This window comes from Flavobacterium gelidilacus DSM 15343, assembly GCF_000422685.1.
GTDB classification, from domain to species: Bacteria; Bacteroidota; Bacteroidia; order Flavobacteriales; family Flavobacteriaceae; genus Flavobacterium; species Flavobacterium gelidilacus.
The window spans coordinates 130,668-142,891 of the sequence record NZ_KE383905.1 but is presented as its reverse complement, the minus strand read 5'-3'; the positions used below and the strand labels follow the sequence as shown (position 1 = coordinate 142,891).

General features: G+C 32.2%; 9 protein-coding genes and 1 tRNA gene. 2 read left to right on the top strand and 8 right to left on the bottom strand.

Annotated features, from left to right (window positions below; translation table 11 throughout):
• Nucleotides 1-320: 320 nt before the first annotated feature.
• Both G507_RS0115250 and G507_RS0115245 read left to right on the top strand, forming a co-directional pair.
• The gene (locus tag G507_RS0115250; protein ID WP_026718310.1) at nt 321-533 is read left to right on the top strand and encodes a hypothetical protein; all 213 of its coding nucleotides are present in this window, start codon (nt 321-323) and stop codon (nt 531-533) included.
• 15 nt (nt 534-548) lie between these two features.
• Nucleotides 549-1,352: an endonuclease/exonuclease/phosphatase family protein gene (locus G507_RS0115245; protein ID WP_026718309.1), complete on the top strand. Its 804-nt coding sequence runs from the start codon at nt 549-551 to the stop codon at nt 1,350-1,352.
• A gap of 53 nt (nt 1,353-1,405) precedes the next feature.
• Here G507_RS0115245 and G507_RS0115240 read toward each other — a convergent pair whose 3' ends face one another.
• The 8 genes from G507_RS0115240 to ftsA form a co-directional block, all read right to left on the bottom strand.
• On the bottom strand, nt 1,406-2,836 hold the full coding sequence (locus G507_RS0115240) for a TolC family protein (protein WP_026718308.1): 1,431 nt from the start codon (nt 2,834-2,836) through the stop codon (nt 1,406-1,408).
• The gene (locus G507_RS0115235; protein WP_026718307.1) at nt 2,829-6,035 is read right to left on the bottom strand and encodes an efflux RND transporter permease subunit; all 3,207 of its coding nucleotides are present in this window, start codon (nt 6,033-6,035) and stop codon (nt 2,829-2,831) included. Before G507_RS0115235 ends, G507_RS0115240 begins: the two co-directional genes overlap by 8 nt.
• A 25-nt stretch (nt 6,036-6,060) precedes the next feature.
• Nucleotides 6,061-7,143, bottom strand: a complete 1,083-nt coding sequence (locus tag G507_RS0115230) for an efflux RND transporter periplasmic adaptor subunit (RefSeq protein ID WP_026718306.1) — start codon at nt 7,141-7,143, stop codon at nt 6,061-6,063.
• 166 nt (nt 7,144-7,309) lie between these two features.
• A complete protein-coding gene (locus G507_RS0115225; protein WP_157496627.1) occupies nt 7,310-7,720 on the bottom strand; it encodes a hypothetical protein in 411 nt (136 codons plus the stop codon).
• Between the two features lie 205 nt (nt 7,721-7,925).
• Nucleotides 7,926-7,999: transfer RNA gene (locus tag G507_RS0115220), tRNA-Arg, on the bottom strand.
• 56 nt (nt 8,000-8,055) lie between these two features.
• Entirely contained in the window at nt 8,056-8,502 is a 447-nt protein-coding gene (locus G507_RS0115215; RefSeq protein ID WP_026718304.1) for a GatB/YqeY domain-containing protein, read from the bottom strand.
• 309 nt (nt 8,503-8,811) lie between these two features.
• The gene (gene ftsZ / locus G507_RS0115210; protein ID WP_026718303.1) at nt 8,812-10,794 is read right to left on the bottom strand and encodes a cell division protein FtsZ; all 1,983 of its coding nucleotides are present in this window, start codon (nt 10,792-10,794) and stop codon (nt 8,812-8,814) included.
• 68 nt (nt 10,795-10,862) lie between these two features.
• Nucleotides 10,863-12,224, bottom strand: coding sequence for a cell division protein FtsA (gene ftsA / locus G507_RS0115205; RefSeq protein WP_026718302.1), 1,362 nt, complete (start codon nt 12,222-12,224; stop codon nt 10,863-10,865).

The following is a 12,224-nucleotide window of genomic DNA, read 5'->3' as shown; positions in this document are numbered from 1 at the left end:
ATTACAACAATACGTTTAAACGTCAACAAGAACTTCATGATAACAATTGTCATTTTACTATTCTTACTTGCAATTTACATTGAAAGTTATTATTGTCATGTTTGACTATATTATAAAGAGTTCATCACAAGTATAATTATTCTAGACCTGTAAAAGAAAAAAAAACATTAAAGATTTAAAGAAACAATAAAAAAGAGTTTTATTAAACTTGCACTTTAAATATTTTTTCAACCACTCATTATAATAGCATTTGGAAGAACAATTTGTAATATTGTTGATGGTATTGGTTTACTTTTATCATTAATTAAAATCAATAACAAATGAAATCACTAATAACCTTACTATTCCTAATCAGCATAAACTTTCAAAGCTATGTTGCTACAGATGTTTACATTTGTGATTCAAAAGGGGCTAAAAAATACCACTATTCTAAAACCTGTAGAGGTTTATCTACTTGTAAACATGAGATAGTTAAAACAAGTAAATCTGCCGCTCAAAATCTTGGACTTACTCTTTGTGGATGGGAAGATTAAAAGTATTTTAGCCTAATGAAGAAAATATTTGTCCTCTTTTTCCTGATTATTTATACTAGCCTATTTTCACAAATAAAAGTAATCTCTTGGAATGTTGAAAATTTAGGCAAATCTAAATCAGATTCCACAATAACTTACATTGCTACTACTTTAAAAGATTTTGATGTTGTGGCTTTACAAGAAGTTGTTGCGGGTTATGGTGGCGGACAAGCTGTAGCCAAACTAGCAGACGAACTAAACCGAAAAGGTTCAAAATGGGACTATGTTATAAGTGATCCAACAACTAGTAGTGCTTACAAAACTGAACGATATGCTTTCTTATGGAAAACCAGCAAGGTCAAAAAAATTGGTGAAGCTTGGTTAGAAAAAAAGTACAGTCAAGAAATAGACAGAGAGCCTTATTATTGCACTTTTAAATATAACGAAAAGGCAGTAACCTTAGTTAATTTTCACGCCATTACAAAAAGCAAACAACCAGAAACTGAAATCAAATACTTCAAATTTTTACCTTCAGAATATCCCTTATTAAATTTATTATTTATAGGTGATTTCAATTGTCCACAATCGCATACAGTTTTCAACCCTTTAAAGAAAATGGGATTTGCTTCAGCATTTATAAATCAAAAGACAACTTTAAAAAAAGAATGTAAAAAAGAGATTTGCTTAGCTTCAGAATTTGATAATATTTGGTACAACACAGCCAAAATAAAAGTCACCAAATTTGATGTTATTCATTTTTACAAAGACTTTGAAAGTTTGAAACTAGCTGGAGAAATTTCAGACCACATTCCAATTTGGGTAGAAATTAATTTAAACTAAAAACTGCTTCCAAAACATGAAAGCAGTTCTTAATTTATTTAAAGTTCTTGCAATTATTTCCATCCACCACCTAAAGCGTGATAAATATTTACAACAGCACTCATTTGTTGCATTTTAGTTTCAATTAAGTCAAATTTTGACTCTAAAGCATCACGTTGTGTTAACAATACTTCCATATAATCCGCTCTAGCAGATCTAAAAAGATCGTTAGAAATATCAACAGACATATTTAATGCATCCACTTGTTTTGATTTAAAATCATAGGTTTTAGCCATATTATCAATTTTAGACAATTGGTTAGCAACTTCTATATATGCATTCAAAATAGTTTTTTCATAATTATAAACCGCTTGAATTTGTTTCGCATTAGCAGTATAATAAGTCGCTTTTATGGCATTTCTATTAATAAGTGGTGCTATTAAATCTCCAGTTAAAGAATACAATAAAGATTCAGGAGTTTTAAATAAATACTTAGAATTAAAAGCTTGAAGACCAATTCCAGCTGAAACCCCTAACGAAGGATAAAATCTGGCTTTAGCCACTTTAATATCTAGCTTAGCCGCAACTAATTCCATTTCAGCTTGTTTTACGTCAGGTCTATTATCTAACAATTGTGATGGAATTCCAGCATTAATAAGCATCGGAATAATATCATTAAACGTTTGAGAACTTCTTGCAACATGTTGCGGAAATCTACCTATTAAGAAATTAATTCTGTTTTCAGCTTCCACAATTTGTTGCTGAATACTAAACTGCATACTTTTAGTATTAAACACTTGTGCTTCAAATCTTTTTACAGCAAGTTCAGTAACTCTAGCAGATTCTTTCTGTAGTTTCACAACTTTAAGAGCGTTATTTTGAATTTCAATATTCTGTTTAACAATCTCAAGTTGACTATCTAAGGCTAACAACTCATAATAAGAATGAGCTACTTCCGAAACTAAATTAGTAACTAAGAAATTCTTCCCTTCTACAGAAGCTAAATATCTACTAACTGCTGATTTCTTAGCATTGTGTAATTTGTTCCAGATATCTAATTCCCATGTAGCATAAGCACCAATCATGTAATCTTGCAAAGGCTCGGGAAATTCAACACCAGGTTTAATTTCTGTATTAGCATCATTTGCACCTTGACTAGTATATCGACCTACTTTTTCAACTCCTGCTCCACTTCTAACTCCTAAAAAAGGCAAATATTCTCCTTTTCTAGCTCGAACTTCATTTCTTGAAATTTCTATTTCTTGCAAAGTAATATTCAATTCCTGATTGTTTTGCAGAGCTGTTGTAATTAAAGTATCTAAATATTTATCCGTAAAATAATCTTTCCACTTTAATTGCACAGAATTAAGCGTATCCTTTAAGTCGTTAAAACTCAAAGGAACTTCTTTGCTTTCTGTACGTTGCATTAGATTAGGTGTCTTACAGCCTGTAAAAGTCAAGCCAATAAAGACAAAAGCTATGTATATATATTTATGTTTATTCATGATTATTTTCTTGTTCTTCATTATGTGAAAAGTGATCTATTTGATGTACAAATTCTTCTGTTAAAGAACTATCGTCTTCATCTTTAATTAATTTTCTTCCGTCAGCTAATGAACCAAATATAAAGTATAGACCAGGCACGATTATTACACCGAATATTGTTCCAAACAACATTCCTCCTAATGCTGCAGAACCTAAAGTTCTATTACCAATTGCTCCAGCTCCAGTCGCCAACATTAAAGGAATTAATCCAGCAATAAAAGCAAATGAAGTCATTAAAATAGGTCTAAAACGCACCCTAGCACCTTCAATAGCTGCGTCTAAAATTGACAATCCTTCATGATGTTTTTGAACGGCAAATTCGACAATCAATACAGCATTCTTACCGAGTAATCCGACTAACATTATCAGTCCAATTTGAGCATAAATATCATTTTGAAGTCCCATTAATTTTAACAACAAAAATGATCCAAATACTCCAACAGGTAAAGAAAGAACAACCGCTAAAGGAATAATAAAACTCTCGTATTGCGCTGCTAAAACGAAGTAAACAAATGCTAATACAATCAAGAAAATATAAATAGATTCATTTCCTCTACTCGCTTCATCATAAGAAAGTCCTTCCCAAGCAATATCATATCCTTTTGGCAAAGTTTCTTTAGCCACTTGTTGAACAGCTGCAATAGCTTCTGCAGTAGTATATCCTTTAGCAGGAAGGCCTTGAATAGCTGCAGAATTATACATGTTAAAACGAGTAATTTCATTTGGTCCTTGCGTCTTTTTCAATTTCATAAACGCTGAATAAGGAACCATTTCATCTCTATCGTTTTTGATGTATAGATTCAAAACATCTGAAGGCAACCTTCTAAATTTAGGATCTGACTGAACATATACTTTAAAGAAACGTTCAAACTTAATGAAACCTTGTTCGTATGTACTTCCAATTAAAATATCAAGATTTTCCATGGCTTTCCCGATAGAAACCCCTTTTTGCATAGCTAATTCATTGTCAATTTCTAATTCATATTGAGGATAATTAGCTGCGAAGAAAGAGAACAATCCAGATAATTCTTTACGTTTTTCTAAATTCTCCATGAAGCTTTTGTTGATTTTATCAAAATCTTTGTAATCAACTGTAGTACTTTTATCTAACAAACGCATAGAAAAACCTCCTGAAGATCCAAATCCTGGAATTGCTGGTGGTTCAAAAAATTCAATTTTAGCACCTAAATTTTTGGATTTTTCTTCTAATTCTTCCATGATTTCAGTCACTTTATGCTCTCTATCTGACCATGGTTTTAGGTTGATAAGACAAGTTCCTGCATTTGAACCACGACCTTCCGTCATAATTTCATATCCTGCTAAAGAAGAAACCGATTCCACACCATCTACATCTTCACAAATCTTTTGAAGTCTTTGCGAAACTTGGTTGGTTGTTTCTAAAGTAGAACCCGGTGGCGTTTGAATAATTGCATAAATTGTCCCTTGATCTTCACCAGGAATAAATCCAGAAGGAAGAGTTTTGTTTACTAAAAAGGTTCCTGCACAAAACGCTAATAATATAAAAAATGTTAACCATCTTCTGCTTACTATAGATTTTAATAGCGTAACATATTTGCCTGTAACTTTATCAAATACGCGATTAAAACCATCTAAAGATTTAGTCAATATATTTTGTTTCTTAGGTTTTCCATGATTGTTTTTAAGCAACATAGCACATAAAACAGGTGTCAATGTAAGAGCAATAATTGCAGAAATCACAATAGAACTTGCCATAGTAATAGAGAACTGACGATAAAAAGTTCCTACGGGTCCTGACATAAATGAAATAGGTACGAAAACTGAAACCATTACTGCAGTAATAGCGATAATAGCACCACTAATTTCACTTAAAACTTTCTTAACAGCCATATATGGTGTTATATGTGGAAATTCTTCGAACTTGGCATGCACTGCCTCGACGACGACAATTGCATCATCGACAACAATACCAATGGCTAAAACAAGAGCAAATAGTGTTACAATATTTATTGTAATTCCAAAAAACTGAATCACGAAGAAAGCACCAATCAACGAAACAGGTACAGCCAAAATCGGAATTAAAGTAGAACGCCAATCACCAAGGAAAATAAACACTACTAAAGCTACCAATAAAAAGGCATCTCGTAAAGTATCAATTACTTGTTCAATAGAAGCGTCTAAGAATTTAGAAACGTCATAACTAATTTTATAATCTAATCCTGGAGGAAAGGTTTCTTTCATTTCCTCTAATTTTTCTTTTACCTTATCAATTACTTCATTGGCATTACTTCCATAATTTTGTTTTAATACAATTGAAGCCGAAGGATGACCGTCTAGATTAGAATAAATATCAAAAAACTCACTTCCTAATTCTGCTCGTCCAATATCTTTTAAACGTATACTTTCTCCATTTGAGTTAGCACGAATTATTACATTCTCATATTGTTCAGGCTCACTAAACCTACCTTTATAAGTCAAAACATACTCTAAAGATTGCGCTTGAATTCCCGAACTTTGTCCTAAACGACCAGGTCGCCCCACAATACTTTGTTCTTTTAAAGCATCCATTACTTCTTCCGTAGAAACATTGTAAGCTCTCATTCTATCTGGATTTAACCAAACACGCATGGCATAGGTTCTACTACCTAATATTTGTGATCTTGCTACTCCTTTGATCCTATTAATTTCAGGAAGCATTTTTACGTTAGCATAGTTGTACAGAAATTTTTCATCCATGTCTTTACCTTTAGCGTATAAGTTGACATACATCAACATACTTGGCTGAATAGGTGTGATTACAACTCCTTCACGCTGTACTAATTCGGGCAAAAGTGGCATAACCTGATCGACTCTAGTTTTCACCCTTACTACAGCTTGATTAGGGTCTGTTCCTGGTTCAAAAATAATCCTAAGTGTTGCTTCTCCAGCACTAGTTGCATCAGTGGCCATGTAACGCATATCTTGCACACCATTAATCGCGTTTTCTAAGGTAATAAGCGTTGATTTCACTAATACATCAGCACTTGCTCCAGGATAAGCAATAAATATATTAACAGTTGTTGGTGCAATATCAGGAAACTGCGATGTAGGCAATTTCATGATGGAAAGCGAACCCATAAAAACAATAACAATCGAAATTACTATTGCAAAAACGGGTCTATGTATAAATTTACTAAACATGTTTTATCTTTTTTAAATTATTCAATTATTCTGCATAAAGCTCTAAATGAGACAAAACGGATTCAGGTTTCTCTAACTTGTAGTTTATTTTTTGATTCTCTTTCACAAGACGTAATCCTTCAAGAAGTATTTTATCAGATGTCTTTAAACCACTTTTTATGATGAAAAGATGTTCTAATTCAGCAGCAAGAACAATCTCTCTAGATTTAATCTCATTGTTCTTATCAATTACATAAACATATTTTTTATCAAGTACTTCAAAAGTTGCTTTTTGAGGAATTAACATTGCATTTTCATAAGGTAATGTTACATGAATATTACCCGTTTCACCATGTCTTAAAAGTGCTTTTGGATTTGGAAAAGTAGCTCTAAAAGAAATATTTCCTGTTTCATTATTGAAATCAGCTTCAATAGTTTCTACTATTCCTGGATAATCAAAATATTTATTATTAGCCATTAACAGGCTAACATTTGTTTTAGTTTTATCCGTTTGTTTTGCTTTGAAGTCTAAATATTCTGCTTCAGGTACATTATAATACACCCACATTTTACTATTGTCTGAAAGGTTGGTAAGCAAATCACCTTCATCTACCAAACTTCCTAATTTTACTTGAAATCTATCGATAATTCCATCAAAAGGAGCTCTAATTTCTGTAAATTGCAAATGAACTGAAGCCAATGATAATTCTGCATTAGCCTTATCTAATTTCGCTTTAGCCATGGCTAATTCATTTGGCGCAACAACATCACTATCGGCAAGTCTTTTGGTGTTTTTGTATTCAATTTGTGCAAAATCAGCTTCAGCCTTTGCTTTTTGCATTTCTGCTTTATAAAGGTTTGGCATAATTTGAAACAAGATTTGTCCTTGCTTAACAAATTGACCTTCGTCTACATAAATTTTCTGTAAATATCCTTTTTCAAGAGCTCTTAGTTCAATGTGACGAATTGACTGAATTTGTGCAACATAATCTTTTGTAACAACAGTGTCTTTTACAATTGGGTTTGTTACTAAAAACTCTGTTTTTTCTTCTTTTTCTTTTTCTTCTTTTTTGCAGCTTGTATGCAACAACAATGCACAAACACTCATAAGCATGAGAATTCTTTTCATAGTAAATTTGTTTTAAAACGGTCTGTTTTTTTGATATATAATAAGAAAGTGTATAACAAATGCACGCAAAGAAATATCCATGGGAATTCAACCAATGTGATTAGGAGCATTTTTAAACTATTGAAATAGTAATTTGGTAATTATACTTTACCTAAAGGAAAAGATATCATATTCTAAAGACACAAAATACGATTTGAAACTTATTAGAAAGTTTATTTTCAAAAAACTGATTATGAAAAACACGTTTTTTGATGTTGTTACACAAGTAACCTAATTGTTCTGCATAAAGCACTGAACTAAAAAAAGTACTACTTACAATTTCTCTTTTTTCAGAAATTGATTCTTCTTCTTCAGTTAATTCATTATCCGTTGCGCGGATTTTATTATTTTCTTTTTCAAATGCTGCATGAACTGTTTGAAAGTTTAAAAATAAATTATCATTGCTTATTTCAGAAGTATTCTTTTCAGTTGGATTAAGGTCGTTGTTAGCATCTTTACTATTGGCAAATAAAGAACTCGTCCCTATAAAAAGGATTATATAAAATGAAAATAGATATTTCATAACATTCTTAATCATGCGACAAAATTAAAGCATTCTTTTCATTTAGCCATTTAATATTTGTTTAATAAAGTGTTAAAATTAATGTTGAATTATTTACAGTTGAAACTATTGAACTCCTTTCCAACAAGTAGAAGTTATAAAAAAGGTGTTTTGAAAGTTTTAGAAGGTTTTTAAAAAGAAAATCCAATCAATTAGTATATTTGATTGGATTTATTTCAAGTGACCTCGGCAGGGTTCGAACCTGCAACCAACGGAGCCGAAATCCGTCATTCTATCCAGTTGAACTACGAAGCCTTTTTTTTAGAAAATAAATGAAAGAGAAAAGATTACTCTAATCTCTTTATTCTCAATTAAACTAAAAGTTTTTTAACTACAGTTGAAATTGTTTTTCCATCTGAGTTTCCACCTAATTGTTTTGAAGCCATTCCCATTACTTGACCCATTGATGCCATTCCTGAGAAATTACCATCTGCAATGATTTTAGCTACAGCTGCTTCAACTTCTGCTTCTGACATTTGTGCTGGCAAGAATTTTTCAATTACAGCTATTTGAGCTAATTCTGGTTCAGCTAAATCGTTTCTGTTTTGTTCTGCAAAAATAGCAGCACTGTCTTTACGTTGCTTTACTAATTTTTGTAAAATTTTTATTTCATCTTCTTCGGATAATCCTTCTGCTGAACCTGAAGTTTGTGCTAATAATATTTCTGATTTTACAGCTCTTAATGCTTCTAATGCAACAGTATCTTTTGCTCTCATAGCATCTTTCATACTGTCCATAATTTTTGTTGATAAACTCATTGTGTTTGTTTTTATTTGTTGTAAGTTATATGTTGTTTGTTGTCAGAAAATCTAATATCTGAAAATCCGACATTTAAAAATACCCCAGATTGCAATGAAAAGCCTTTTTGTGGCTTGTTTGATTTTTTCTTGTGAAAAAAGAGCGACTTTATGAAGCTCCTTTTTTTGCTTAGAAAAAACAAATAAGTGCAAAAAGCTTGTAATGAAAAGCTGGAAATAGGTTCTAATTAAAAACTAGAACAAAGGTAATTAAAAAACCCGTATTGTTATTGAAAACGATACGGGTTTTTAGGTTAAGTTTACGGAGCATTAGTCTACGTTGTCATGCAAGAAGGAATTGTTAGAACGCAATTGGGGATCGTCGTTACTATCATTTCCTAGAGACATTCTAGACTTATTATTGTTTAATTCTGGTGACTCTAAATCAACTCCCATTCTTTTGTAGGCAGGTTGTCTTTCGATTTCATCTATACGAGAATTTGTATTGAATTTATAATTGAATTCTTTCATTTTACGTTTGCGTTCTTCTGTACGTAGACGTAAAGTTTCTTCAATAGTTAACTCTGTTAAATCTCTATTTTCTAGACTTGAAATTGACTCTTCTGTTTCTTTAGCTTCAACAGTATTTATTTTAATATCTAATTCTGGATTTATTGGTTCTGAAACCTGTGTTGGTTTAGCAGTCAATAATTCGTTTTCTTTTTCTAAATATTCTTCTAATGAATGTTTAATGATTCCGTTTTTTTCTACTTCTGTAACAGGAATAAATTCAACGTGCTCATTTACTACAATTTCTTTTGCATCATCCGTAAGATTGAAAATAATTTGATTATCATTTACTTCTTTTTTATCTTCAAACATATCTAAAGAAAAAAGTAAATCATCTTCTTTTGCTTTTACAAATTCTGGCTCAACCACTTCGATTTCTCTGATTGGTTTTGGCATTGATGTAATTTCGAAAACTGGTTCTTCTTTAGTTTGTGGAGAAATAATTTCGAAGGTAACTCCAATGTTTTTTATAGCTTCGGTTGTAGCAATTAATTCATTTTCTTGAGCTACAATTGCATTGAATTCTTCTTTAGCTTCTTCTAAAGTGAAAACAATTTTCTCTTCAGCTTCTTCATAAACTACAGTTTCTTCTTGTGACGTTATTGATGAAGTTGACTCAGTTTTAATTGGATTAACAACTTCTGCTTCAACTTCTATATTAAAATTTGTCTTATCAAGTAAATTTTTAACGACTTTTTGTTCGTCATCTAATGAATGGATAATTCTATTTGGTTCTGTGTTTACAATTCCGTGTTGTTGTTCTGCATTGAAACCAGTTGCAATAATTGTTACAGAAACTGCATCTTCTAATGAATCATCTTCACCAACTCCCATAATAATATTAGCGTTGAAACCTGCTTCAGTTTGAATGAAGTCATTGATTTCTCCGATTTCATCAATTGTAATTTCTTGCGAACCTGAAACAATTAGCAGCAATACATTTTTGGCACCTGTAATTTTATTATCATTTAACAATGGCGAATCTAATGCGCTTTTAATAGCGATTTTCGCTCTATCATCTCCAGAAGCTACAGCAGAACCCATAATAGCTGTACCACTATTAGAAAGAACTGTTTTAGCATCTTTAAGGTCAATATTTTGGGTGTAGTGATGTGTAATTACCTCTGCAATTCCTCTTGAAGCAGTTGCTAAAACTTCATCTGCTTTTGAGAATCCAGCTTTGAAACCTAAATTACCATATACTTCTCTTAATTTATTGTTGTTGATTACGATAAGTGAATCCACTTGTTTACGCAATCTTTCGACTCCTTGCAAAGCTTGTTCTTGTCGTACCTTTCCTTCAAATTGAAAAGGAATTGTTACGATACCAACTGTAAGAATATCTCTTTCTTTTGCCAATTGAGCGATAACTGGTGCAGCACCTGTTCCGGTTCCTCCACCCATACCAGCTGTGATGAAAATCATTTTTGTGTTAGTATCTAACATTTTTTCGATTTCATCAATACTTTCAATAGCAGATTGTTGTCCTACTTCTGGATTAGCTCCAGCACCAAGACCTTCTGTAAGGTTTACACCTAATTGTATTTTATTCGGCACAGGACTATTTGCGAGTGCTTGAGAATCTGTATTACAGATAATAAAGTCAACTCCTTTTATGCCTTGCTTAAACATGTGGTTGATTGCGTTGCTTCCACCGCCACCAACACCTATTACCTTAATTACGTTCGATTGATTTTTAGGTAAATCAAATGAAATGTTTCCAAATTCTGATTCGTTGCTCATATTTTTGGGTTTTAATTTTTTCTTATTTTATTCTTTTGCACCAATTTTCATCAAATACTGCAAAATTTCTACTCAGCGTTATCTAAAAATTCTTTAATTTTTTCAATATATTTATCAAAGAATGATCTTTTAACTTTTCCCTCTGTACTCTCTGTGTCGTTATTTGATGTCACCATTTCATTGTCAACAATCTCTTCTTCGACAATTACTTCTGTTTGTTTAACAACTTCTGCTTTTTTCATTTCTACTAATGGTGTAGCGCTTTTAGTATTATTTCTAATACTATTCATTACTAAACCAACAGCTGTTGCGTATAATGGACTAGATATTTCTTCGTCAGAATCTCCAGCTAAATGCTCATTTGGATAACCAATACGAGTGTCCATTCCTGTTATATATTCTACTAATTGTTTGATGTGCTTTAATTCGGCACCACCACCCGTTAAAACTATACCAGCGATCAATTTTTTCTTATTGTCTTCGTGACCATATTCTTTAATCTCAGCATAAACTTGCTCAATAATTTCCACAACTCTAGCGTGAATAATTTTTGATAAATTTTTAAGTGAAATCTCTTTCGGTTCACGTCCTCTTAATCCAGGAATAGAAACAATTTCGTTGTCTTTATTTTCTCCAGGCCAAGCTGAACCAAATTTTACTTTTAGTAATTCTGCCTGTTTTTCGATGATTGAACAACCTTCTTTGATATCTTCCGTAATAACATTTCCTCCGAAAGGAATTACGGCAGTATGACGAATAATTCCGTCTTTAAAAATCGCTAAATCTGTTGTTCCACCACCTATATCTATTAAAGCTACACCAGCTTCTTTTTCTTCTTGACTTAAAACCGCGTCAGCCGAAGCTAATGGCTCTAGGGTTAATCCTGACAAATCTAGTCCAGCACTTTTGATGCATCTTCCTACATTTCTAATTGAAGCAGCTTGACCAACAACCACGTGAAAACTAGATTCAACTCTTGAACCGTACATTCCAACTGGTTCTTTTATTTCGGCTTGACCGTCTATTCTGAATTCTTGAGGCAAAACATGGATAATTTCTTCTCCAGGCAACATGGCCAATTTATGTACTTGACCAATTAATTGATCTATATCTGCATCACCAATTACTTCTTCAGCATTTGGCCTACTGATGTAATCGCTGTGTTGAATACTACGAATATGTTGACCTGCAATTCCAACCACAACATCGTTAATTTTATAGTCTGAATTTGCTTCTGCTTCTTGAACGGCTTGTTGGATAGACTGAATAGTTTGCGTGATATTATTCACCACACCACGATGTACACCCAAACTTTTTGATTTTCCTATTCCTAGAATCTCAAGTTTACCGTATTCGTTTTGGCGACCAATCATTGCAACAATTTTTGTTGTTCCGATGTCTAATCCTACTGCTATGTTATCTTTTCCCAT

Excerpts from the sequence above, each read along its gene's own strand:
- G507_RS0115250 (WP_026718310.1), top strand. The coding sequence starts at position 321 with ATGAAATCACTAATAACCTTACTATTCCTAATCAGCATAAACTTTCAA.
- G507_RS0115245 (WP_026718309.1), top strand. The coding sequence starts at position 549 with ATGAAGAAAATATTTGTCCTCTTTTTCCTGATTATTTATACTAGCCTA.
- G507_RS0115240 (WP_026718308.1), bottom strand. The coding sequence starts at position 2,836 with ATGAATAAACATAAATATATATACATAGCTTTTGTCTTTATTGGCTTG.
- G507_RS0115235 (WP_026718307.1), bottom strand. The coding sequence starts at position 6,035 with ATGTTTAGTAAATTTATACATAGACCCGTTTTTGCAATAGTAATTTCG.
- G507_RS0115230 (WP_026718306.1), bottom strand. The coding sequence starts at position 7,143 with ATGAAAAGAATTCTCATGCTTATGAGTGTTTGTGCATTGTTGTTGCAT.
- G507_RS0115225 (WP_157496627.1), bottom strand. The coding sequence starts at position 7,720 with ATGATTAAGAATGTTATGAAATATCTATTTTCATTTTATATAATCCTT.
- G507_RS0115215 (WP_026718304.1), bottom strand. The coding sequence starts at position 8,502 with ATGAGTTTATCAACAAAAATTATGGACAGTATGAAAGATGCTATGAGA.
- ftsZ (WP_026718303.1), bottom strand. The coding sequence starts at position 10,794 with ATGAGCAACGAATCAGAATTTGGAAACATTTCATTTGATTTACCTAAA.
- ftsA (WP_026718302.1), bottom strand. The coding sequence starts at position 12,224 with ATGGGAAAAGATAACATAGCAGTAGGATTAGACATCGGAACAACAAAA.